We start from the raw sequence: 24,250 nt of genomic DNA on the forward strand, positions 1-24,250 counted from the left end.
CTACCCGAAAATCCAGAGGGAAACGGTGTCCGGGGTGATGCCTGCAAACGCTTTATAATAAGAACGGACAGGAGATAATATGAGGTCAAGAATCGCAAGACTTGCGGCCACGGCTGTCGTTGCCGTTTTCGCTGCAGCGCCGGGGTTTGCGCAGGAGCGTGTCGTCAACGTCTATAACTGGTCGGATTATATCGACAGTTCCATCCTCGAGGATTTCACCAAGGAAACCGGCATCAAGGTCGTCTACGACACCTTCGATTCCAATGAGACGCTTGAAACCAAGCTTCTTGCAGGCGGGACCGGCTACGATGTCGTCGTTCCGACCGTTTCCTTCATGCAGCGCCAGATTGCTGCGGGCGTTTATCAGAAGCTCGACAAGTCGAAGTTGCCGAACCTGAAGAACATGTGGGACGTGGTGATGAAGGGCGTCGCCACCTTCGATCCGGGCAACGAGTACAGCGTCGACTACATGTGGGGCACGACCGGCATCGGCTATAACTTGGACAAGGTGAAGGCCGCGCTCGGCACTGACGAAAAGCCGAACTGGGATGCTCTTTTCGATCCGGCCAAGGCCGCTAAGCTTAAGGATTGCGGCATCTATATGCTGGACTCGCCGACGGACGTCATTCCGTCCGTTCTTGCCTATCTCGGCCTCGATCCGAACAGCAAGAAGCCGGAAGAGCTGGAAAAGGCACAGGATGTCCTGCTCGCCGTCCGTCCATTCGTGCGCAAGTTCCACTCCTCCGAATATATCAGCGCGCTCGCCAATGGCGATATCTGCATTGCACTCGGCTATTCGGGCGACGTGTTCCAGGCGCGCGATCGCGCGGCCGAGGCAAAGGCTGGCGTGAATATCGACTATTCCGTTCCTTCCCAAGGCGCGCAGATCTTCTTCGACGTCTTCGGCATCCCGAAGGATGCGCCGCATGTCGAAGAGGCGCATGAATTCATCAATTACATGATGAGGCCGGAAGTTGCCGCCAAGGCATCGAATTTTGTCTTCTATGCCAACGGTAACAAGGCATCGCAGCCGCTGCTGGACAAGGCAGTGATTGATGATACGGCGATCTATCCGACCCCGGAGGTCATGGCTAAGCTCTTTACGGTGCCGCCGCTCGATCCGAAGACGCAGCGTCTCGTGACACGAATCTGGACCAAGGTCGTTACCGGCCAGTAGTTAAGACTCCGGCCCGGGTGGAAACGCCCGGGCCTTTTCTTGACGACTGTCGGCCGTTGGGGAGGACCGGTTCTCAAATCATGTCTCGGGGAACAATATGAAGTCACTTGGCAATATTCGCCGCACCTTCGCGCCTTGGGCCGATCCGGCTTCCAAGCCGTTTATCTCCTTCAAGAACGTGACAAAGAAGTTCGGCGACTTTACCGCCGTAAATGACCTGTCGCTGAATATCTATCATCGCGAATTCTTTGCATTGCTCGGCGCATCGGGCTGCGGCAAGTCGACATTGTTGCGCATGCTTGCGGGCTTCGAGCAGCCGACCTCCGGCGAAGTGGTCCTCGACGGCACGAACCTGGCAGGTACTCCGCCCCACAGGCGGCCGGTCAACATGATGTTCCAGTCCTATGCGCTCTTCCCCCACATGACGGTCGAGAAGAACATCGCTTTCGGCCTTCGCCAGGACGGGATGCCGAAAGACGAGATTATCGAGCGCGTTATGCAGATGCTGAAGATGGTGAAGCTGGAGCAGTTTGCCTCCCGCAAGCCGAACCAGCTTTCCGGCGGTCAGCGTCAGCGCGTGGCGCTCGCCCGCTCGCTTGCCAAACGCCCCAAAGTACTTTTGCTCGACGAACCGCTTGGTGCACTCGACAAGAAGCTGCGCGAGGAAACGCAGTTCGAGCTCATGGATCTGCAGCAGAATCTCGGCCTCACCTTCGTCGTCGTGACCCACGACCAGGAAGAGGCGATGACGATGGCGGATCGCATCGCAGTCATGAGCCACGGCAAGGTCATCCAGGTGGCGACGCCGGCGGAAATCTACGAGGCCCCGAACTCGCGTTTCGTTGCGGATTTCATCGGCGATGTGAACATCTTCGACGGCCAGGTGGCTTCCACCGGGGCCGGTACGGTCGAGATTGCGGTTGACAGCGGCCTCACCATCAAGGTCGCGACATCCGATAAGCCTGCGAAGGGCAGCAATGCCGGCTTTGCGATCCGCCCTGAAAAACTGAAGGTGCTTCGTCATCCGCCGCCGAACCCTTCGGTCAATGCCACATCCGGCGAGCTTTGGGATATCGGCTATCTCGGTGATATGACGGTTTTCCATGTCAAGCTGAAGAGCGGAAAGGTCGTGAAGGCTTCCTCGCTCAATGCGCAGCGTGCGGTCGATGATCCCTTCACATACGATCAGGAAGTCTGGATCTCTTTCGCCGAAGATGCCGGCGTGCTGCTGAGGGATTGACCATGGGCAAGCTCGGTTCCGCGATCTACAGCCGCCTCGTGATCATCGTTCCCTATGCTTGGCTGCTCATCTTCTTCCTCGCGCCGTTCTTCATCGTCTTCCGCATCTCGATGTCGGCAACGGCGATCGCGATGCCGCCCTATACGCCCGTCTTTTCGCTCGGCGATGGCTGGGCCGGCTTCTGGGACAAGGTGTCGACGTTCTCCTTCGAAAATTACAGTTACCTCATCGACGATCCGCTGTATTTCAACGCTTATGTCTCGAGCGTCGTTATCGCCGCGATCTCGACATTCCTGACGCTGCTCATCGCCTATCCGATCGCCTATGGCATGGCGCAGGCCCCTCGCAGCATCCGCCCGACACTGCTCATGCTCGTCATCCTGCCGTTTTGGACAAGCTTCCTGATCCGTGTCTACGCCTGGATCGCGATCCTGAAGCCGGAAGGCCTGCTCAATCAGGTGCTGCTGGCCACCGGGATCATCGACAGTCCGCTCATCATCCTGAACACCAACATCGCGGTCTATATCGGGATCGTCTACTCCTACCTGCCGTTCATGGTTCTGCCGCTTTATTCATCGCTGGAAAAGATGGACGGAACGCTTGTGGAGGCCGCGCACGATCTCGGCTGCACGCCGATCATGGCCTTTTGGCGTGTGACGTTCCCGCTTTCGCTCCCGGGCGTTGTCGCCGGCTGCATGCTGGTTTTCATCCCGGCCGTCGGCGAATTCGTCATCCCCGACCTGCTCGGCGGATCGCAGACGCTGATGATCGGCAAGACGCTCTGGAGCGAGTTCAATTCGAACCGCGATTGGCCGGTCTCCTCCGCGGTCGCGACGATCCTGCTGTTGATCCTGGTGATCCCGATCGTCTTCTTCCAGAACGCGCAAGCCAAAGCCGACGAACAGGGAAGGTAAGCCATGCTGCGATGGACCCGCTTCAATATCGTCTCGGTCACGCTCGGCTTCGCCTTCCTCTATCTGCCGATCGTCCTGCTCGTGATTTTCTCGTTCAACGAATCGAAGCTCGTCACCGTGTGGGGCGGCTTCTCGACGAAATGGTACACACAGCTGCTGTACAATCAGGCTTTGCTCGACGCTGCCTGGGTGACGGTGCGCGTGGGCGTGCTCTCCGCCACGCTGGCTACCATCCTCGGCACGCTCGCGGCGCTCACGCTCGTGCGCTACACGCGGTTTCGCGGACGCATGCTCTTCTCTGGAATGGTCTATGCCCCGCTCGTCATGCCCGAGGTGATCACCGGCCTTTCGTTGCTGCTGCTGTTTGTGGCGATCGGGTTTGACCGCGGTTTCTGGACGATCACGCTGGCGCATACGACGCTGACGATGTGCTTTGTCGCCGTTGTCGTGCAGTCGCGGCTGGTGAGCTTCGATCATTCGATCGAAGAAGCGGCGCAGGACCTCGGCGCTCCACCCGTCCGGACCTTCTTCGAGGTGACGCTGCCGATCATTGCGCCTGCCGTCTTTTCGGGCTGGATCCTGGCATTCACCTTGTCGCTCGACGACCTCGTGATTGCGAGCTTCACGTCAGGCCCGGGCGCCACGACCCTGCCGATGCGAATCTATAGCCAGGTGCGCCTCGGCGTGACCCCGGAAATCAATGCGGTCTGCACGATTCTGATCGGTATCGTGACGGTTGGGGTCATCTGCGCCTCGATCGTCTCCAAGCGCCGCGAGATACAGCGGGAACGCGATGAGCGTGCGGCCGCCAACGCGCCTTGAAAATCACTGGACGCCGGGTGGCTGCTGATTGATCAGCGGAACCGGCGAAATCACCGGGTTCGGCCAAGAGCCGCCGACGAAGAACGGCAGAAGTGGCAACACTGCCTTCTTGGCGTCATCGGTCGCCTGCAGGGATCCGGAAAGGGCCAGTCCGTTGGATTCGTACGGGATGATCCCTGAAAGGGTCAGCGTCTCGTCTGTACCTTGAACGCCGACGCCGCGAAGCTCGGCCGAGCCATCCGCGAGAGTGGCAGCCACATCGATCCGATTGAATTCGAACGCGCGGCCTGAAACGGCGCTCAGCGGGAAAAATTTCTGCTGGGCGGCCTGGCTTCGGATGGCTTCGACGTCAAGGCCGGCGATGGAGCCCGCATTGCCGCGGAATGCAAGCTGTCCGCTCACGTCGGCAGCACCTGCCGTCCAGATCGGCTTGTTGGTTTTGAGCGAAATGTCGAGCGATCCATTCGCGAGCGGTAATGGGCCTTTCAACTGCAGCCGTTCGATCAGCCCAGCAAAATCGGCACCGCGGATCGAGACCTGCAGCTTGCCGCCGCCGTCGAAGTTCCCGCGCGTTGCCTCCAGATGCGCCGTCATCTCTCCGCCTTCGAACTGGCTGTCGCCGATATCGAATTTGGCTTCGTTGCTGGAAACGATGATGCTTGCCCCGACATCAGAGAGCTGGAAGGGCGGAAGCTGCATTTCCTTGGCGGAGAGCCTGAGGTCGACATCAAGCTTCTGCAGCGGGCCGCCATCTTCCGGCGCGCCGGCTTCGCCGGCGGCCAGGCGCAGAGTAAAGGCGTCGAAGAAGGGCTTGAGGTTCATACGGTCGAAGGCCAGCGTGCCGCCAAGTCTTGCCCGCGCGTTTGTGCCAATGGAGATGTCCATCACGCCGGTTGCATTCGCATCGTTGAGCCCAAGCACGACTTCGTTGAAGCGCAGGCCGTTGGCGGCGGAAAATATGTCGCTCTCGATCGAAAAGGATCTCAGCGTCTCAACGTCCGGAATGGATTTGCCGGACCACGCCAAAAGCGCCGGCAGGTCGGGAATATTGACCGACATGTTGCCGGATAGTCCGGCAAGACCTGAGATACCGCCGATACCGGTGAATTCTGCCGTCATGAGCTTGGAGGTGAGTGCGGTTTTGATCTGAGCAACCTTGCCGCCGAAGATCAGCAGCGGGCTATTGGACGAGAAGTCGAGCTTCAAATCTTCCCCGCTCGTTCTTGCAATCAGCACCGCCGTCATCGGACTTGAAAGCCGCGGCCAGGTGATATCGGCGGTCACGCCTTCGAAATGATAGGTCTTGCCACTTGCAAGATCGGCGACATTGAGCGTGCCGTCTTCGACGGTGATCGCACCGATCGTCGCATCAAGCCTTTGATCGAGGACTTCGGCTCCACCTTCCTGGCGCGCACTGGTGATCGCCTTCGCAAGCTGCCCGGCATAGGTCCAGTCGATCAGCCCTTGTTGGTCGCGGGTGAGGGAAAGATTGGGGCGCAGCAGGTGGAATTCATGAAAGCGGGCGCTGCCGCGGATGGCGTCGATGAGACTGAAATCGGCCGAAAGGCTCTCGATCGTGCCGAGCAGCTTGTTGCCGCTGCTTTCGGGCTGGCGGATGGTGATCTGGTTCAGCGTAATGCGCGGTGTCGGCCAGAATTCGAGAACCGGCGTGCCCTTGATCTCGGCCTGATAGCCGGTCCATTTCGACAATACGTCCTCGATGCCGGAGCGCACCAGTCCGCTCGAAACGAGATAAGGGGCGGCAACACGAAGCGCCACGAAAATGATCGCGGCGAAAAGGATCAGGCTGGTTGCAATTCGCGCGAAACCCGGCAGCCAGCGGGAAACGGGTATCATCTTGCGCCGCCATTTTGGTTGTTTTGACGTACCCATAAGCTCCGCCAGTATTTTCAGATGCTTATCCGTTAGCTATCGATTTCGCCGGATATATGAAACGAAAGATATATGCAAATCTTGGAGAGGCCTGCGTCTGAAGCGATGCACACTTTATAATGCGGTGCAGCATGGTATATAGCGGATAATAGGGGAGGAGATTAAATGAGTGACACCGTGCCGCTTTGGGTGCCTTCGAAAGAGTCGATTGAGGCAAGCCCGATGCATGCCTTCGTGCAGCGCTGCAACGCCGAGTTTGGTCTGGAGTTCGAGACCTATTTGGACCTTCATGCCTGGTCGATCGATGAGCCCGAAAAGTTCTGGACCTCGGTTTGGGCGTTTTGCGGTGTGAAGGGGGAGCAGGGCGCACGAGCGCTGGCCGACGGCGATCTCATGCTCAAGGCTCGTTTCTTTCCTGATGCGAAGCTGAACTTTGCCGAGAACCTGCTTTCGGGTGAAGGGCCGGCTGACGCGATCGTCTTCCGCGGCGAGGACAAGGTCGAATATCGCTGGTCGTGGGACCGGCTGCATGCGCTCGTATCCCAGCTGCAGCAAGCCTACTGCGCGCTCGGCATCGGCGAGGGGGATCGCATCGCCGCGATGATGCCCAACATGCCGGAGACGGTCGCCTGCATGCTGGCCGCCGCCTCGATCGGTGCCATATGGTCGTCCTGTTCACCGGATTTTGGCGAACAGGGCGTGCTCGACCGCTTCGGGCAGATCGGCCCCAAGCTCTTCATTGCCTGCGACGCCTATTGGTATGGCGGCAAGCTGCAGGATGTGAAGTCGAAGGTTGCTTCGGTGGCAAGGAGCCTCGGTGCTCCGGTCGTGATCGTCCACTATGCCGGCGATGCCGCAGCGGTTGCGAGCGAGACTGCGAAGGCGAAGACGCTGGAAGAATTCATCAAACCGTACCAGCCAAAAGCCGTCGAGTTCGTGCGGCTTCCCTTCGCGCATCCGCTTTATATTCTCTTCTCCTCCGGCACAACCGGCGTGCCGAAATGCATCGTCCATTCCGCTGGCGGCACGCTTTTGCAGCATCTGAAGGAGCATGTGCTGCATTGCGGCCTGAAACGTGGCGAGAAGCTATTCTATTTCACCACATGCGGCTGGATGATGTGGAACTGGCTGGTGAGCGGCCTTGCCGTGGGCGTCACGCTTTGCCTGTTCGACGGCTCGCCCTTCGCGCCGGACGGCAATGTGCTCTTCGACTATGCGCAGGCTGAAAACTTTGCCGTCTTCGGCACTTCCGCGAAATATATCGACGCGGTGCGCAAGGGCGGGCTGACGCCGCGCACCACCCATGATCTTTCGAGCCTGCGTCTCATGACATCCACAGGATCGCCGCTTTCGCCCGAAGGCTTCACTTTCGTCTATGAGGGGATCAAGGAAGACATCCAGCTGGCCTCCATCTCGGGCGGTACGGATATCGTCTCATGCTTCGTGCTGGGCAATCCGCTGCAGCCGGTCTGGCGCGGCGAAATCCAGGGGGCGGGCCTCGGCCTTGCCGTCGACGTATGGGATGATGAGGGCAAGCCTGTGCGTCAGCAGAAAGGCGAACTGGTCTGCACCAAGGCCTTCCCGTCGATGCCGGTCGGCTTCTGGAACGATCCGGATGGCGCGAAATACAAAGCGGCCTATTTCGAGCGCTTCGAGAATATCTGGTGCCATGGCGATTTCGCCGAATGGACGGAGCATGGCGGCCTTGTCATTCATGGCCGCTCCGACGCGACGCTCAACCCCGGCGGTGTGCGCATCGGCACCGCCGAGATTTACAATCAGGTCGAGCAGATGGAAGAGGTGGCCGAAGCGCTTTGCATCGGCCAGGATTGGGAGGACGACGTCCGAGTGGTGCTTTTCGTTCGCCTCGCGCCGGGCGCCGCGTTGACGGACGACCTCGTCAAGGCCATCAAGACCCGCATCCGCACCGGGGCCTCGCCGCGCCATGTGCCGGCGAAGATCATCGCGGTCGGCGATATTCCGCGCACCAAATCCGGCAAGATCGTCGAGCTTGCGGTGCGCGAGGTCGTGCACGGACGGCCGGTGAAAAACAAGGAGGCGCTCGCCAATCCCGAGGCGCTCGACCTTTTCGTCGGACTCGAGGAACTGCGCGTCTGATTTCAATCAAATGCACCGCAAACTATAAGCTATCGTTTGATCGTTTCCGTCGCCTGGAAACCTTTCGTTAAGAAAGGTTGGTCAAAGGTAAAGGAAGTCGGGGCTGCGCATGAACGAAGCAGCTTGCCTGCGGGCTCCCGAAACATGATGTTGAGCGACCAAGCTCTTGTTGAACAGCACCAAATTCCAGGCAGCCATTCGCGGCTGCCTTTTTTGATTCAGCCTGCCAGCACGCGCTGCGACGGGAAGGTGACCTCAACCAGCGTGCCCTCGTTCGGCGCCGAATTGATCGAGAAGATCGCCCGGTTTGCATCCACCATCGCCTTGGTCAGCGGCAAGCCGAGACCCGTACCGTCGCCGCGGTGGCGCGACTGGGCGGAAACCTGCCGGAACGGCTTCATCGCTTGATCGAGTTCGCTGCGCGTCATGCCGATGCCGGTATCGCGCACACGCAGCACGACGCTGCCATTGGCTTCATATGACGTTGAAACCACGATCTGACCGCCTGACGGCGTGAAGCGGATGGCGTTGGAAAGGATGTTGAGAGCGATCTGCTTGACGGAGCGGAGATCGGCAACGACATTCGGCACCGCCTGCGACAGCGCCGTACGAATGATGACGCGTTGTCCGTTTGCCTGCGGCTGGACCAGAGCCACGGCCTCCGAAATCGCTTCGTTGAGGCCGACGGATGCGAAATCGAGATCCATCTCGCCCGCTTCGATCTTCGAGATATCGAGCAGATCGTTGACAATATCGAGAACATGGCGGCCCGAGCGGCCGATGTCGTTTGCATATTCGATGTAGCGCGGATGGCCGATCGGACCGAAGCGCTCGCTCGCCATCATGTCCGAGAAGCCGATGATGGCGTTGAGCGGCGTGCGGATTTCATGACTGATGCGCGCCAGGAAATCCGTTTTGTGGGCATTCGCCGTTTCGGCGGCGCCCTTCGCATTGCGAAGCTCGTCCTCGGTGCGCTTCCACTGGGTGATGTCGCGGATGACGGCGCAATAGCCGCTCGAGGAGGTGAGCCGGCCCATGGTCATGAACAGCGGAACAAAGCCGCCGGATGACTCGCGGCCGATCACCTCACGCCCGTCGTTCAGAACGCTTGCGACGCCATGGCCGGAAAGGCCGTTCAGATAGTCGAGGACCGCCTTCTGGCTCTCATGCGCAAAGAGCATCACGAAGGGTTTGCCGCGGGTCTCTTCCTGATCATAGTTGAAAAGCGCGCTTGCCGAGCGGTTCATCGATCGGATGTCGCCTTCTGCACCGATGACGACCACGCCGTCCGTCGCCGTTTCCAGGATGGAGCGGAGTTCTTCCACCTCGACCTGCAGCTTGGCGACCTTTTCGATCATGCGGTCGGAGCGGATGTCCGAGCGGGTTTCTTCGTTTTGAGCCGGCGCAACGTCGCTTCCCTCGACAGGCATTAGCGCCAGCATGAGCGCGCTGGATTCTTCCCAGCGGATCGATTGCAGGCGGGCGGTGACCGGCACGAGCGAGTCGTCGGCCGTTACCAGCACCATTGCGCCCGGGCGTCCCGCTTTTTCATCCAAGTCGCGGCGTTGAAGCAGCGCGTCGATCCCGCCCACATCGCTGAGATCGCCAAGCGAAGCATAGCCGGTCAGACGCATGAATTCGGGATTGGCGTGGATCAGCGCATCGCCGGCATGGACGAGCACGGCAACCGGCAACTGGTCGACGGTGTTGGCCGATAGCCCATCCGTCATCTTCACCCGCGGCGGGATGGCACTGTGCAGCACCTCGATCGGGCTGAAGGTTTCGTGCAGGCCCTCGGTGGCGTCGTTCTCACTCGGCTCGGGCGTTTCGACGTGCTCTTCTGCGTCGGCCGGTTCTTCGGCGGCCGTGCTCGCGCTCTCGAAGATTGCCTCGTTCGGCACGCCTTCGGATGCAGCTTCTGCCGGCTCTGTGGGAGCCTGGCTCTCTGCAGCATCGGGCTCGGCGGGAGCCGGCTCATCGTCGCGAACGCCGAAAGCTTCCAGGCGTTTGGCGATCTCGCGGAAGTTTGCCTGCTCGGCCGCGCTCAGCGCCGGGCCTGCACCATGGAGTTGAATGATCTTGTCCGTCAGCCGGCGGCTCGGCGTTTCCACCACGCGCAGGACTGGCGGCTCTTCGCGAGACACGGTTTCGGAGGCCGCCTCGGGCTCCGGTGCGGCTTCCGGCACTTCCGGCTGGAGCTGCACGTCGGATGCCTCCGGAGCAGCCTCCTCCGGCGGCTGTTCGGGGCCGCCCGTGTCGCGGCCGAAGGCATCGGCTCCGAGCGTCAGACCGAGCGCCAGCGGATCCTCGGTGGCATCGGAAAGCCGGACAACGCCGAAGCCGCGGAAGCCGTCGAACTCCCGGTTGCGCGTATAGGTCGGCAGCGCGGCGAGGTCGACGGGAACGATCAAGCTCGTCCCTTCGATCGGCCAATGGATCGTCTTGCCTGACCATGTGTCCCGGCGCTCGAGTGCTTCGGCGATCTTGGCTTCGGGATCGAGGTTGAAGAGTGCCGCAATGTCGGAAAAAGCAACGCCGATGATATCGGCTGCGTGTGGACCAACGGCGTCGGCGAATTCGCCCGACACTTCGCTGAAGTGGCCGTCAGCGTCGATCTTCCACACAAAGCGCGTCGCGCGGCTGTTTGGCTTGAACGCAAAGCCGTTTGCTGTCGGCTGGGCGGCCACCCTGTCTTGGCCGCCATCTTCGGTTTCGCGCCCCGGATTGCTTCCGGCGGGTTCGATCTCGCGCCGCACCTCGGCATCGGCAGGCTCTGTCCTGGTCTCCGCGTCTACCGTGTCGTCGCCGGCCGGCTCAGCGCGGTCAGCGAGCGGCATCTCGGGTTCGGACAGGATAAGCTCTTCCGGTTCTTCGTGATCGATGAGCGGCTCATCTGCCGCTTCGGCTACGGGCTTGGTTTCCCCGCCGTCGACAATCTCCAGCGCTTCTTCGACGTCCTCGATATGCGCAACTGCGTTGAGCGCGTCGTCGAACCTCGCGCCCTTCGGCTCGTCGATATGGTTAACGGCGGCTGTGGATAACGGTTCATCTGGCGCTGCGGCGTCGATCGGGTCGAGATTGCCAAGCACGGTTTCGACGGCAAAGAGAAGATTGAGCGCCGGTTCGTCGCTGAGCTTGCCGACGGCAGCGGGCAGGTACCCCTTGCCGGTTGCGACCGGACGCTTGACAAGCCGGTCGGGATGGGCGCCTGCAAGGTTCGTCAGCGTCTTGGCGGTCTGCTGGGTGATGCCGAGCGACGCAAAGCCGGGCGAGGACGCAATGACTTCGCCTTCCGCGCCGATCACGGCCATATGCGTATCGGGATCGTCGAGCCCCTGTAGCATTCGCGCTGCGGTTTCTGCGGCAGGAAGCGGTTGTGAAGAAACGGGAACCGAGAACAGAATGCCGCGCTCGCCGGACGAAAGCCCGATCATTTCGGCCGTTGCTTGGGCCGGAGCCCGCTGGAAGCCCTTGGCGATCCGGATCACTAGGCTTCTGGTGTCGCCGATCGCGGCGAGCTGGCGAGCGGTCGTCTCGATCTGGCGGAAGGTGATGTCGGCGCGATTCACGCCTTGATCGAGAAGATCATAGACGGCGGTCTGGCTGAAGAGTTCCGCGCCGGCGCCATTGGCCCAGAGCAAGCGGGAAAGGTCGGCCGAGAAAAGCACCATTGCTTCGCCACGTGAAAAGCGTTCCCGCACCCGTTGATGCACGGCAATGTCGATGAACGGGTATTGGACTGCGGGCATGTCGGAACCTTGTCCCTTTCGGCCTCTTCAAAAATTAACAGTCTATTAATAACGACGCGCCGGAAATGGGTCCAGCGTAGGGGTCGGGTTTCGGGTGGAAAGGTTAATTCGTTGTGCGACGCACAATTATGTTGCAATGCACAATGAGATGCCTTATATAAGAAATATCCAAACTATCCAGGCATGATCCGCCTGAACCCAAGGAGCTTAATTCGATGGCTAACATAAAGATCGACGACGTTTTTTCAATGTCCTCCTTCGACCCGTCCAAATTCACCGAATCCTTCCGCGACTTCGCGGAAAAAGGCGCCCAGCAGTCGCGTGAAGCCTATGCCAAGATGAAGGCCGCCGGCGAAGATGCCGGCAAGACCCTCGAAGCCACGGTTCAGACCGCGCAGGCCGGCACGGTCGAAATCGGCCTGAAGGCGATCGACGCACTCCGCACGAATGCTGAAAATTCCCTCTCGCACATGGAAGCTCTGCTCGGTGTGAAGTCGATTGCAGAACTCGTCGAACTTCAGACCGCTTTCCTGCGCAAGCAGGCGGAACTGACCGTCGAGCAAGCGAAGTCGATGCAGGAAACCTCCAAGCAGGTTGCCGAGAAGCTCGCAAAGCCCAGCAAGGAAGCCGCCGAAAAGGTCATGGCCTCCTTCAAGGCTGCCTGATCCGTTACGAGCGCAATCAAACAAAAGGCTGGACCCAATGTCCGGCCTTTTTGTACATTGAGGGGAGATAGGGCTTGAATTAATTTCCAAGTCCTCGTATGTGACCCCCGTCGCGCCAGGCGCGATTTGTGCGGTTGTAGCTCAGTTGGTTAGAGCGCAGGTTTGTGGCACCTGAGGTCGGTGGTTCGAGACCACCCAACCGTACCATTCCTCTCAAAAATCCGAAATTCGGCAGATCCACTTGGGCCGTCCGGCTTGTTATCTGCTGAACTATTGCCCTCTGGCACCGGCTCCCTATCTAGCCACCGCAGCGAAGGTAAACTTTGTGTTATATTGCGTTGCAAAATGTGAGCCGGAATGTCATTTTGTGCCGGGGGTTACATCAGAGTGCTTTTAGAAGGAGACTTTAATGTCCATTTCTCTCAAGAATCTGGATGAATCCAAAGCGACGGTGGTTTCCGCGATGAACGTTGCCGCCGAGGTCAGGAAAGCGCGTGAGGCCGTTGGTTACAGCGTCGATGATCTGGCGGTCACCTGTGGCCTCGTCACCAATGAAATCATCGAAATCGAGAATGGGGAAAATGCCGATCCTGCAAAATTGCGGCGCATTGCTGCCGCCTTGCAGGTTCCGCCGTCCGATTTCGTTCCTCTGTAAGGCTACACTGTGAACGAACTAAAAAGCCGGTCAATTTTGACCGGCTTTTTTTTGGCTTTTCGCCATGCCCTCCGAAATGATGGAACCTGCCCATCCTCCCGCCGTTTACATGCGACGGGAGAGGATGAGAATGTCAAAAACGCTTCTTTACGGTGCAACCAAGGTCGAGGAGACGGACGGCGCTCAGGCGCCGGTCGCTAGCCTCGAAGAGTTCCGGTGGAAGAACCGGGTTCTGGTCATTTTCGCCGACAAGGACAATAGCCGCGCTGCGCGCCAAGAAAACCAGCTGCTTGCCGATCGCGCCGGCCTGGGTGAGCGCGACATGATCGTTCTCAAGATTTCCGGCAGCACGGTCAAGCCGATCTTCGGCGCAGGCGGCAATCTGAATGAAAGGGCACTTCGAAAGGAGCTTGGGGCTCCCGAGGCTGGTGAATTCGGAGCCGCCCTTGTCGGCAAGGATGGAACGGTGAAGCTCAAGGTGAGCGAGCCGGTGAGCAACGGCGAACTCTTTGCCATCATCGACAGCATGCCGATGCGTGCGGCCGAATCCCTGAAACCCGACAAGTGAGCAAATCGAAGACGGAAGGAGCAGGATGTCCGTTCCCAACGAACCTATCCCCGATCAGCCGCCGATGCCAGGACCTGGCTGGAAACCGGAGCCGCCTTTCAAGGAGCCGGATCCCGATCGCCTGCCGGACGAGACGCCCAATCCCAATCCGGACGAAAACGAAGAGCCTCCAAAGCAGGCCGGCGGTCAAAGAAATATCTGCCGTTCCGCGCCGACCAGTTCCTGAAGAAAGTCGGCGACGGTGCGTACGCGCACCAGATCGCGGGCGCTCTCGTGATAGGTCGTCCAGTAGGCACGCCGGATGGAGACATCGGGCAGGATACGAACCAGTTCGTCATATTGGCGGGCGATGTAGTCGTGCAGAATGCCGATTCCAGCGCCGGAACGCACCGCTTCGGTCTGACCGGTTGCCGAGGAGATCTCAAAGCCAGCGCTCCAGTTGCGCATGACCTCGCCGGTGAAATTTAGCGATTGAGAGAAGAGCAGGTCCTCGACATAACCGATGCGGCGATGCTGCTTGAGCGCCTCGTTGTTGTCGGGCAGGCCGTTCTGTTCGGCGTAGCCGCGCGAGGCATAGAGCCCCAGCGTATAGTCGGTCAGCTTCGAGGATACGAGGCGCCCCTGTTCGGGCCGTTCCAGCGTGATGGCGATGTCCGCCTCGCGTTGCGATAGCGAAAAGGAACGCGGCACTGGCACCAACTGGATTTTCAGCTCCGGATGGCGCTCGATCAGCCGTCCTATACGCGGGGCCAAAAAGGAAACGCCGAAGCCGTCTGGCGCCCCGACGCGGACGGTGCCAGCGATAGCCTTGTCGGTGCGGCCGAGGTTGGCCTGCGCGGCGAGCATCTCCGTCTCCATCCGCTCTGCCGAGGCGAGGAACACTTCGCCTTCGGCAGTCAGTTCGCAGCCATTGGTGCGGCGAGTGAAGAGGCGAGTCTTCAGTGCCTCCTCGAGCGACGTCACGCGCCGCGAGAGGGTCGCGTGGTTGAGCCCCAGCCGCTTGGAGGCGGCAAGGATCTGCCCCGTTCTGGCTACGGCGAGGAAGATGCGGACGTCGTCCCAGTTCATGTTCTTATGTCCTTGCTGCCCAAGTCCCGAACCTACATGGCCAAATGATCGCCGGTCTTACTGCGCAGAATGATGGGATCGACATCAATGAGTGACAGCGACCGGACCATGCGGGCGCTCGCCGTCTTGTACTTGAGGAAATGCGGCGTCTGGAGATGCGCTTCGTAGTCCTCCTGGCTGGCATAGACTTCGAAGATGCAGATTTTTTCCGGACGATCCTTGATCGAGACCGCGTATAGGGTCAGCACGCCTCGTTCGGACGCGACCGACGCCTCGATTTCATCAGCCAGGAGCGCACGATAGGCATCGAGCTGGGCAGGGTCTATCTCCAGTTCCGCCATTCTCACGACACGTTTGCCGCTCATCGATGGACGACCTCCTCTTGAGTTCGGCCCCTTGCGCGCGGCTGTCCAGGGTTGCGCCTTGAGAAGGCCTGCTGGAGGAGTGCCCGCACGTTGGAGCTTCAATTTTTGCACAACGGTTGCTTATCGCATTGCATTGATTTGTGCAAATTGAAGTGCGATTATGCACCATCAACGGAAATCAAAGAGGAGGCACATCCATGCGTGAGATCGGTCATTTCATTGGCGGCAAGCATGTTGGGGGCAAAAGCGGCCGCAGCAGCAACGTCTACAACCCGGCAACTGGTGAGGTTCAGGCGACGGTGGCGCTCGCAAGCGTCGAGGAAATCCGTGCCGCGGTCGAAAACGCCAAGGCGGCGCAGCCGAAGTGGGCCGCAACCAATCCGCAGCGCCGCGCCCGCGTCTTCTTCAAGTTCGTGGAACTCTTGAACAAGCATATGGACGAGCTTGCCGAGCTGCTCTCCAGGGAGCACGGCAAGACTGTCGAAGACTCCAAGGGCGATATCGTCCGCGGTCTTGAAGTCTGCGAATTCGTCTGCGGTATCCCGCATCTGCAGAAGGGCGAATTTACCGAAGGCGCAGGTCCGGCGATCGACATGTATTCCCTGCGCCAGGCCGTCGGCATTGGCGCTGGCATCACCCCGTTCAACTTCCCAGCCATGATCCCGATGTGGATGTTTGCGCCGGCAATCGCCTGCGGCAACGCCTTCATTCTCAAGCCCTCCGAGCGCGACCCGTCCGTTCCTCTGCGTCTGGCCGAACTGATGATCGAAGCCGGACTTCCGGCCGGCATCCTGAACGTCGTCAACGGCGACAAGGCCGCCGTCGATGCGATCCTGACGGACCCGGACATCGGCGCCGTCTCCTTCGTCGGTTCCACGCCGATCGCCCGTTACGTCTATGGCACCGCCGCCATGAACGGCAAGCGTGCCCAGTGCTTCGGCGGCGCGAAAAACCACATGATCATCATGCCGGATGCCGACCTGGACCAGGCCGTCAACGCGCTGATGGGCGCAGGTTACGGTTCGGCTGGCGAACGCTGCATGGCGATCTCGGTTGCGGTTCCCGTCGGTGAGGAAACCGCAAACCGCCTCGTCGAGAAGCTGACCCCGAAGATCGAGTCGCTGCGCATCGGCCCTTATACCGACGATAAGGCCGACATGGGACCGCTCATCACCAAGGAAGCCTATGCCCGCGTCAATAGCCTGATCGATCGCGGCGTCGAGCAGGGCGCGAAACTCGTCGTCGACGGCCGTGGCTTCAAGCTGCAGGGCTATGAAGACGGCTATTTCGTCGGCGGTTCGCTGTTCGATCACGTCACGCCTGACATGGATATCTACAAGACCGAAATCTTCGGACCTGTGCTTTCAGTCGTTCGCGCCAAGAACTACGAAGAGGCGCTGGATCTGCCGATGAAGCACGAATACGGCAACGGCGTCGCCATCTATACCCGCGACGGCGATGCCGCCCGCGACTTCGCCTCGCGCATCAATATCGGCATGATCGGCATCAACGTCCCGATCCCGGTTCCGCTCGCCTATCACTCCTTCGGCGGCTGGAAGGCCTCCAGCTTTGGCGACCTCAACCAGCACGGTGCGGACTCGATCAAGTTCTGGACCAAGACCAAGACCGTCACCGCCCGCTGGCCGTCAGGCATCAAGGACGGTGCCGAATTCGTCATGCCGACCATGAAGTAGTATCGAAAAAGCAAGTGAATACCGATTGGGGGCCACGGCCCCCAATTTTGCGATTTTAAGTTGTTAAATTTTCATACGCATGATCGAGACGAAACTTGGCGACCACTCCGAAACCAGCATGCTCTCCACGCATCCCGGTACGCCAGATAGGAAAGACGCCGGAAGCGCTAATTGAAATGGCGCGGGCGAGGCTGGCGGTGCAAACGTGAATGTAAATTTCATATTTTGGAATTGTTCAAAACTACGAAAGCCACTATATAGCATCCATACGAGTATCCAGCCCGCGCGATTCAGGAGAACGGCATGCGATTGACGAAGCAGACCAACTATGCGGTTCGCATGTTGATGTATTGCGCTGCCAATGAAGGACGTCTGAGCCGGATTCCCGAAATTGCCAAGGCATACGGGGTTTCTGAACTCTTCCTGTTCAAAATTCTCCAGCCGCTGAATAAGGCGGGCCTGGTCGAAACCGTCCGGGGCCGCAACGGTGGTGTCCGGCTCGGCAAACCGGCGAAGGACATCAGCCTCTTCGACGTCGTCAAAGTCACCGAAGACAGCTTTGCGATGGCCGAGTGCTTCGAAGACGGCGCGGTCGAATGCCCGCTGGTCGACAGCTGCGGTCTGAACTCGGCGCTGCGCAAGGCGCTCAACGCTTTCTTCGACGTGCTGGCCGAATATTCGATCGACGATCTCGTGAGGGCGCGCCCGCAGATCAACTTCCTTCTCGGCCTCACTGGCGAAGATTACCGCAAACCCGCCATCAGCGCTCCGGCAGCTTGACGCCTGACACGTAATAGTCGAATAAGCCTCATCCACCGCAGCTGCAGCATGCAGCTGCGGTTTTTGCGTTTAGCTCCTGCGGATTGAACCCGAGTGGCTTTTTCGTGTATCCAAAAAGCGCGAAATTATACCAAAAGCGACAAAAATTCAGCTTCTTACGTCCGATTATTTCCAAATGAGGCCGATTTTTGACGGAAAATTTCTAAAGTTGTCCAACTGGAAAAATTTTCTGCAGATACCGTTGCTTTCAGCAAATAAATATCGTTCCATCGGCCCCCTGATCGGGAATATTTGTGCTCGATCTCCAAAGATCAAAAAAGAACAAACCTGGGAAACAAAATTATGAAAAAGCTCTCCGTCCTGCTGGCAGCGACGGCCCTGGCTTCGGTCATGGCGACGTCGGCCTGGTCAAAAACCCTTGTCTATTGCTCTGAAGGTTCGCCGGAAGGCTTCGATCCGGGCCTCTACACCGCAGGCACGACCTTCGACGCGACCTCGCGCACGGTCTACAACCGTCTCGTCGAATTCAAGCACGGCAGCACCGAGATCGAGCCGGGTCTCGCTGAAAGCTGGACCGTTTCCGACGACGGCACGGTTTACACCTTCAAGCTGCGGTCGGGCGTCAAGTTCCAGACGACCGAGTTCTTCACGCCGACGCGCGATCTCAACGCCGACGACGTCATCTTCTCCTTCGAGCGCCAGCTGAAGGCCGACAATCCGTGGAACAAGTATGTCGAGGGCGGTTCCTATGAATATGCCGCCGGCATGGGCTTCCCGGAGCTCATCAAGTCGATCGAGAAGGTCGACGACCTGACGGTCAAGTTCACCCTGGCGCATCCTGAAGCACCCTTCATGGCCGACCTCGCCATGGATTTTGCTTCGATCCTGTCGAAGGAATATGCCGACAAGCTTGCGGCTGACGGCAAGATGAACCAGATGAATCAGATGCCGCTCGGCACCGGTCCGTTCACCTTCGTCGCCTATCAGCCGGATGCCGTCATCCGCTACAAGGCCAACGAGAGCTACTTCAAGGGCAAGGAAAAGATTGACGATCTCGTTTTCGCGATCACCTCCGACGCTGCCGTCCGCGCGCAGAAGCTGAAGGCCGGCGAATGCCACATCATGCCGTACCCGAATGCTGCCGACGTAGCCGAATTGAAGAAGGACGAGAACCTGACCGTCATGGAACAGGCCGGCCTCAACGTTTCCTACGTTGCCTACAACACGCTGATCCCGCCGTTCGACAAGGTTGAAGTCCGCAAGGCTCTCAACATGGCGATCAACAAGCAGGCGATTGTCGATGCCGTCTTCCAGGGCGCTGCAGCGGTTGCCAAGAACCCGATCCCGCCGACGATGTGGTCGTATAACGATGCCGTCGAAGACGACAAATATGATCCGGATGCGGCAAAGAAGATGCTTGCCGATGCCGGCGTCAAGGATCTCAAGATGAAGCTCTGGGCGATGCCCGTCTCGCGTCCGTACATGCTGAATGCTCGCCGCGCAGCTGAACTGATGCAGGCCGACCTCGCAAAGATCGGCGTCGAAGTCGAGATCGTGACCCATGAATGGGCCGAGTACCTGAAGCTCTCCTCCGCCAAGGACCGTGACGGTGCCGTTATCCTCGGCTGGACCGGCGACAACGGCGATCCGGACAACTTCATGGATACGCTCCTGGGCTGCGACGCTGTCGGCGGCAACAACCGCGCGCAGTGGTGCAACAAGGAATTCGACGACCTGATGACCAAGGCCAAGACGACGGCAGATGTTGCCGAGCGCACCAAGGCCTACGAGCAGGCTCAGCTGATCTTCAAGAAGGAAGCTCCCTGGGCAACGCTCGACCATTCGCTCGTCTTCATTCCGGTCAGCAAGAAGGTTTCCGGCTTCGTCCAGGATCCGCTCGGCTACCACCGCTTCGACGGCGTCGACATTTCCGAATAACAAGAATTATGCAAGAATGCCCGGCTAACGCCGGGCTGGCCGGCGGTCAGGCTCCCCTGACCGCCGGAAACTATTGGAACATCTGCCATGTTGCGATTTCTCATCGGGCGCCTCGCGGTCCTGATCCCAACATTCCTCGGCGTCACGCTCATTGCCTTCTCGTTCATCCGCATGCTTCCCGGCGATCCCGTCATGCTTCTGTCGGGTGAACGCGTGATGGCGCCTGAGCGTCACGCCCAGATCATGCACGATCTCGGTTTCGACCGGCCCATGTACATCCAGTACTTCGATTACCTCGGCAAGGTGCTGCAGGGCGACTTCGGAACGTCGATCGTCACGAAGCGCCCGGTTCTCGGTGATTTTGGTGCGCTCTTCCCGGCAACGCTCGAGCTCTCGCTTTGTGCGATTCTTCTCGCGGTCTGTCTTGGCGTGCCCGCCGGCGTCTTTGCCGCCGTCAAGCGAGGCACGTGGTTCGACCAAAGTGTGATGGGGGTCGCCCTTGTCGGCTATTCGATGCCGATCTTCTGGTGGGGCCTGCTGCTCATCATCTTTTTCTCCGGCTATCTCGGCTGGACGCCCGTCTCGGGCCGCATCTCGCTCATGTATTTCTTCAAGCCGGTCACCGGCTTCATGCTGATCGACAGCCTGCTGTCGGGGCAGGCGGGCGCCTTCCGCTCCGCCGTCAGCTATCTCATTCTGCCGACGATCGTGCTTGCCACCATTCCGCTTGCCGTCATCGCGCGCCAGACCCGCTCGGCGATGCTCGAAGTGCTTGGCGAAGACTATGTGCGGACTGCCCGCTCCAAGGGCTTGAAGCCACTTCGAGTCGTCGGCGTGCATGCATTGCGCAACGCCATGATACCGGTTGTGACGACCATCGGTCTGCAGATCGGCGTCCTTCTAGCGGGCGCGATCCTGACCGAGACGATCTTTTCCTGGCCCGGTATCGGCAAGTGGATGGTCGATTCGGTGTTCAAGCGGGACTATGCGGTTGTCCAGGGTGGTCTCCTGCTGATTGCCGGCATCATCATGCTGGTCAATCTGATCGTCGACATCACCTACGGCTTCATCAACCCACGTATTCGGTATTAGGAGCGGTCCCGTGAGTACGACAAACATGCAAACCGGCACGGTCGCTGCAAAAACCGCCCACCCATCGGCTCTTGCGGAATTCTGGTATTATTTCTCGCGAAACAAGGGCGCCGTCATCGGCCTCGCCGTTTTCATCTTCATCCTCGTCGTGGCGCTATTTGCGCCGCTCGTTGCGCCGCATACCCCAAACGAGCAGAACCGGCAAATGCTGCTTCTTGCTCCGTTCTGGATGGAAGGCGGCAGCTCGTCCTTCCCGCTCGGGACGGACGCTGTCGGACGCGACATTCTCTCGCGCCTCATCTATGGCGCGCGCTTCTCGCTCTTCATCGGCGTTGTCGTCGTGACGCTCTCGGTGATCGCTGGTGTTCTGATCGGCCTCGTGGCCGGCTATTTCCGCGGCCGCATCGATATCGCCATCATGCGCCTGATGGATATCATCCTCGCCTTCCCGTCGCTGCTTTTGGCCCTCGTCCTGGTCGCAGTCCTTGGCCCCGGCCTCATCAACGCAATGATTGCGATCTCCATCGTCAACCAGCCGCATTTCGTGCGCCTGACGCGTGCCTCGGTCATGGCCGAGCGTGAGAAGGAGTATGTCATCGCATCGCGCGTCGCCGGTGCCGGCACCTTGCGGCTGATGTTCAAGACCATCCTGCCGAACTGTCTCGGGCCACTGATCGTCCAGGCGACGCTCGCCTTCTCGGCAGCGATCCTCGATGCTGCGGCCCTCGGCTTCCTCGGCATGGGCGCCCAGCCTCCGACACCCGAATGGGGCACGATGCTCGCCGAAGCGCGAGAGTTCATCCAGCGCGCCTGGTGGGTCGTAACGTTCCCGGGGCTTGCCATCCTCGTCACCGTTCTTGCCATCAACCTGATGGGCGACGGGTTGCGCGATGCGCTCGATCCCAAGCTGAAGAGGTCATGATGCCACTTCTCGATATTCAGAATCTGACCGTCGAATTCCAGACGTCTTCCGGTCTCTTCCGCGCCGTAGACGGCGTATCGCTCAGCTGCGACAAGGGCGAGATCCTCTCGATCGTCGGCGAATCCGGCTCCGGCAAGTCCGTTGCAATGCTCGCCATGATGGGCCTTCTGCCTTGGACGGCGAAGATCACCGCTGACCGCATGACTTTCGACGGCAAGGAACTCATCGGCATTTCCGGCCGACAGCGCCGCAGGATTATCGGCAAGGACATGGCGATGATCTTCCAGGAGCCGATGTCGAGCCTGAACCCGTGCTTCACGGTCGGCTTCCAGCTTGGCGAGAGTCTGCGGGTGCACATGGGTCTGAACCGCAAGGAGCGCCGCGAGCGCTCGATCGAGCTCCTGAACCTTGTCGGCATCCCGGCGCCGGAAGATCGCCTGTCGAACTTCCCTCACCAGATGTCCGGCGGCATGAGCCAGCGCGTGATGATCGCCATGGCGCTCGCCTGCAATCCGAAGCTCTTGATCGCCGACGAGCCGACGACCGCGCTCGACGTGACGATCCAGGCGCAGATCCTCGATCTGCTCGTGCGCCTGCAGAAGGAGCAGGGCATGGCGCTGGTATTGATCACCCACGACATGGGCGTCGTCGCCGAAACTGCCGAGCGGGTGCAGGTTCAGTATGCCGGACAAAAGGTCGAGGAGCAGCCGGTCAAGGCACTCTTCCGCGACCCGCATCATCCCTATACCGCCGCATTGCTTTCCGCCCTGCCGGAGCGTGCCCAAGTCGGCCAGCATTTGCCGTCGATCGCCGGTGTCGTTCCCGGCCAGCATGACCGCCCGCGCGGCTGTCTCTTTGCGCCGCGCTGCGGCTATGCGACGGTGGAATGCGATCGTGGCGTCGTCCGCCAGGGGACGGAACTCGGCCTCGCACTCTGCAACTATCCATTGAAAGACGGCAAGCCGCTCGGTCATCCCGGCGTGTTGCCGAAGCAATCCGCTGGAGACTTCGTATGACCGGCGCCGTTCTCGAGGGCAAGGATCTTGCCCGTTTCTACACAGTCAATCGCGGCATGTTCAAATCGGAGGCGACCGTCAAGGCGCTGAACGGCGTGAGCTTCAGTCTCTATTCCGGCAAGACGCTTGCCGTCGTCGGCGAATCCGGTTGCGGCAAGTCGACGCTCGCGCGCCTGGTCACGATGATCGAGGATCCGACGGCAGGCGAACTGCTGATCGACGGCAAGCCAGCTCGCGTCGGCGACCGGAGTCTCCGCAGCCAGGTGCAGATCGTTTTCCAAAATCCTTACGGATCGCTCAATCCGCGTCAGAAGGTCGGTGCGATCCTCGAGGAGCCGCTAAAAATCAACACCGATCTCGATGCCACACGCCGCCGCCGCAGGGCAGAGGAAATGATGGCGCGCGTCGGGCTGCGGCCGGAACACTACGATCGATATCCGCACATGTTCTCCGGTGGACAGCGCCAGCGTATCGCGATTGCCCGCGCTCTCATGCTGCGGCCGAAGGTGCTGGTGCTCGACGAGCCGGTTTCGGCGCTCGACCTGTCGATCCAGGCGCAGGTGCTGAACCTGTTGATGGATCTGCAGAAGGAAATGGGGCTTGCCTATCTCTTCATCTCGCATGGTCTTTCGGTCGTTCGCCATATCGCCGACGATGTGATGGTCATGTATCTCGGCCGTCCGGTCGAGACGGGGCCGGCGGCCGAAGTCTTTGCGCACCCGCGTCATCCCTATACGGCGGCACTTCTGTCGGCGACGCCGATCGCCGATCCTGATCGCGCCAAGAGCCGCATCCGTCTACAGGGCGAGCTTCCCTCGCCGCTGAAGCCGCCGACCGGCTGTCATTTCAACCCGCGTTGCTGGAAGGCGCAGGACTATTGCCGCCGGGTGGAGCCTGAACTAAGTGGAGAGGGCGAACAAAAATACGCCTGTCATTTTCCGCTCGACTGAACGGAGGCAGGCGACGACGGAGGACCGAATGCCGGAGCGGACGAACAGGGCCCATGCAATCATCGTCATGGGCGTCAGCGGCTCCGGAAAATCCTCAATCGGCGAGAAACTGGCGGAGGCGCTCAGTCTTCGCTTCATTGAAGGCGACCAGCTTCATCCGGCATCCAATGTCGAGAAGATGTCGAAAGGCATTCCACTGACCGATGCGGACCGCATGCCCTGGCTCGACCTTATCGGTGAAGCCATGAAGGCGGCTCTTGCAAAAGGCGATGGCGTCATCGTCTCCTGCTCGGCGCTGAAGCGCATCTATCGCGAGCGGCTGCGAGTTGCGGCCGGCGGCAATCTCTTCTTCGTCTATCTCGAAGGTTCGAAGGAGCTGCTGAGCGAGCGCATGGGGCATCGCTCGGGTCACTTCATGCCGACGTCCCTGCTTGAAAGTCAGCTCGAAACGCTGGAAGTGCCGACCGGCGAGCCAGGGGTCGTAACGGTGGATATCGACGACACGATCGAAGACATCGCCGAGGAAGCCCGAAAGAAGCTAGCGCCGCTCGGCGTTGCCTGAGCACGATCTATTGACGGCCTCTTGGAAGCGGCCATCTTTGAGTGCTCATAGAAGTCCAGTGC

21 protein-coding genes and 1 tRNA gene are annotated in these 24,250 nt (G+C 59.8%); 18 read left to right on the forward strand and 4 right to left on the reverse strand.

The features are described from left to right. The first annotated feature begins 79 nt into the window (after window positions 1-79). From A3C3_RS0124490 to A3C3_RS0124505, 4 genes are all read left to right on the forward strand, one after another. Complete coding sequence (locus tag A3C3_RS0124490; RefSeq protein ID WP_022717217.1) at window positions 80-1,177, forward strand: polyamine ABC transporter substrate-binding protein; 1,098 nt, start codon at window positions 80-82, stop codon at window positions 1,175-1,177. 97 nt (window positions 1,178-1,274) lie between these two features. Continuing rightward, window positions 1,275-2,417, forward strand: coding sequence for an ABC transporter ATP-binding protein (locus A3C3_RS0124495; protein ID WP_022717218.1), 1,143 nt, complete (start codon window positions 1,275-1,277; stop codon window positions 2,415-2,417). 2 nt (window positions 2,418-2,419) lie between these two features. Beyond that, entirely contained in the window at window positions 2,420-3,331 is a 912-nt protein-coding gene (locus A3C3_RS0124500) for an ABC transporter permease subunit (RefSeq protein WP_022717219.1), read from the forward strand. Between the two features lie 3 nt (window positions 3,332-3,334). Continuing rightward, a complete protein-coding gene (locus A3C3_RS0124505; RefSeq protein WP_022717220.1) occupies window positions 3,335-4,153 on the forward strand; it encodes an ABC transporter permease in 819 nt (272 codons plus the stop codon). Between the two features lie 3 nt (window positions 4,154-4,156). Here A3C3_RS0124505 and A3C3_RS0124510 read toward each other — a convergent pair whose 3' ends face one another. Beyond that, entirely contained in the window at window positions 4,157-6,046 is a 1,890-nt protein-coding gene (locus tag A3C3_RS0124510; RefSeq protein WP_022717221.1) for an AsmA family protein, read from the reverse strand. Between the two features lie 165 nt (window positions 6,047-6,211). On the opposite strand from A3C3_RS0124510, the gene A3C3_RS0124515 reads away from it, so the two are divergent. Continuing rightward, window positions 6,212-8,164: an acetoacetate--CoA ligase gene (locus A3C3_RS0124515; protein ID WP_022717222.1), complete on the forward strand. Its 1,953-nt coding sequence runs from the start codon at window positions 6,212-6,214 to the stop codon at window positions 8,162-8,164. 218 nt (window positions 8,165-8,382) lie between these two features. Here the strand turns inward: A3C3_RS0124515 and A3C3_RS0124520 are convergent, their stop codons facing one another. Further along, a complete protein-coding gene (locus A3C3_RS0124520; RefSeq protein ID WP_022717223.1) occupies window positions 8,383-11,913 on the reverse strand; it encodes an ATP-binding protein in 3,531 nt (1,176 codons plus the stop codon). Between the two features lie 215 nt (window positions 11,914-12,128). Between A3C3_RS0124520 and A3C3_RS0124525 the strand changes: the two genes are divergently transcribed. The 5 genes from A3C3_RS0124525 (at window position 12,129) to A3C3_RS47260 (ending at window position 14,027) form a co-directional block, all read left to right on the forward strand. Beyond that, window positions 12,129-12,578 (forward strand): phasin, encoded by a 450-nt coding sequence (locus A3C3_RS0124525; RefSeq protein ID WP_022717224.1) that lies wholly within the window; start codon window positions 12,129-12,131, stop codon window positions 12,576-12,578. A gap of 130 nt (window positions 12,579-12,708) precedes the next feature. Beyond that, a tRNA-His gene (locus A3C3_RS0124530) sits at window positions 12,709-12,785 on the forward strand. A 202-nt stretch (window positions 12,786-12,987) separates the two neighbouring features. Further along, on the forward strand, window positions 12,988-13,233 hold the full coding sequence (locus A3C3_RS0124535; protein ID WP_022717225.1) for a helix-turn-helix domain-containing protein: 246 nt from the start codon (window positions 12,988-12,990) through the stop codon (window positions 13,231-13,233). 130 nt (window positions 13,234-13,363) lie between these two features. Beyond that, entirely contained in the window at window positions 13,364-13,801 is a 438-nt protein-coding gene (locus A3C3_RS0124540; protein ID WP_022717226.1) for a DUF4174 domain-containing protein, read from the forward strand. Between the two features lie 25 nt (window positions 13,802-13,826). Next, window positions 13,827-14,027, forward strand: a complete 201-nt coding sequence (locus tag A3C3_RS47260) for a hypothetical protein (protein WP_022717227.1) — start codon at window positions 13,827-13,829, stop codon at window positions 14,025-14,027. Here A3C3_RS47260 and A3C3_RS0124550 read toward each other — a convergent pair. Further along, complete coding sequence (locus tag A3C3_RS0124550) at window positions 13,988-14,869, reverse strand: LysR family transcriptional regulator (protein WP_022717228.1); 882 nt, start codon at window positions 14,867-14,869, stop codon at window positions 13,988-13,990. The two genes, A3C3_RS47260 and A3C3_RS0124550, sit on opposite strands and share 40 nt — an antisense overlap. 32 nt (window positions 14,870-14,901) lie before the next feature. Continuing rightward, entirely contained in the window at window positions 14,902-15,234 is a 333-nt protein-coding gene (locus A3C3_RS0124555; protein WP_022717229.1) for a putative quinol monooxygenase, read from the reverse strand. Window positions 15,235-15,431: 197 nt separating this feature from the next. Here A3C3_RS0124555 and A3C3_RS0124560 point away from each other — a divergent pair, with 197 nt between their 5' ends. The 8 genes from A3C3_RS0124560 to A3C3_RS0124595 all read left to right on the forward strand — a co-directional run bounded on the left by A3C3_RS0124560 (window position 15,432) and on the right by A3C3_RS0124595 (window position 24,188). After that, window positions 15,432-16,928, forward strand: coding sequence for a CoA-acylating methylmalonate-semialdehyde dehydrogenase (locus tag A3C3_RS0124560; protein WP_022717230.1), 1,497 nt, complete (start codon window positions 15,432-15,434; stop codon window positions 16,926-16,928). 303 nt (window positions 16,929-17,231) lie between these two features. Next, complete coding sequence (gene rirA, locus A3C3_RS0124565) at window positions 17,232-17,708, forward strand: iron-responsive transcriptional regulator RirA (RefSeq protein WP_022717231.1); 477 nt, start codon at window positions 17,232-17,234, stop codon at window positions 17,706-17,708. Window positions 17,709-18,050: 342 nt separating this feature from the next. Beyond that, window positions 18,051-19,646 carry an ABC transporter substrate-binding protein gene (locus A3C3_RS0124570; RefSeq protein WP_022717232.1) on the forward strand — a complete coding sequence of 532 codons (1,596 nt, stop codon included), beginning with the start codon at window positions 18,051-18,053 and terminating at the stop codon, window positions 19,644-19,646. 87 nt (window positions 19,647-19,733) lie between these two features. Continuing rightward, the gene (locus tag A3C3_RS0124575; RefSeq protein ID WP_022717233.1) at window positions 19,734-20,738 is read left to right on the forward strand and encodes an ABC transporter permease subunit; all 1,005 of its coding nucleotides are present in this window, start codon (window positions 19,734-19,736) and stop codon (window positions 20,736-20,738) included. Between the two features lie 25 nt (window positions 20,739-20,763). Further along, window positions 20,764-21,660, forward strand: coding sequence for an ABC transporter permease subunit (locus tag A3C3_RS0124580; protein WP_022717234.1), 897 nt, complete (start codon window positions 20,764-20,766; stop codon window positions 21,658-21,660). Then, on the forward strand, window positions 21,660-22,676 hold the full coding sequence (locus A3C3_RS0124585) for an ABC transporter ATP-binding protein (protein ID WP_028739960.1): 1,017 nt from the start codon (window positions 21,660-21,662) through the stop codon (window positions 22,674-22,676). The genes A3C3_RS0124580 and A3C3_RS0124585 overlap by 1 nt, the downstream gene beginning before the upstream one ends. Further along, window positions 22,673-23,626, forward strand: a complete 954-nt coding sequence (locus A3C3_RS0124590; protein ID WP_022717236.1) for a dipeptide ABC transporter ATP-binding protein — start codon at window positions 22,673-22,675, stop codon at window positions 23,624-23,626. Before A3C3_RS0124585 ends, A3C3_RS0124590 begins: the two co-directional genes overlap by 4 nt. 28 nt (window positions 23,627-23,654) lie before the next feature. Next, window positions 23,655-24,188, forward strand: coding sequence for a gluconokinase (locus A3C3_RS0124595; protein ID WP_022717237.1), 534 nt, complete (start codon window positions 23,655-23,657; stop codon window positions 24,186-24,188). The last annotated feature ends 62 nt before the right edge of the window (window positions 24,189-24,250 follow it).

Origin of the sequence: Rhizobium mongolense USDA 1844, assembly GCF_000419765.1 — a bacterium.
Taxonomy (GTDB): domain Bacteria; phylum Pseudomonadota; class Alphaproteobacteria; order Rhizobiales; family Rhizobiaceae; genus Rhizobium; species Rhizobium mongolense.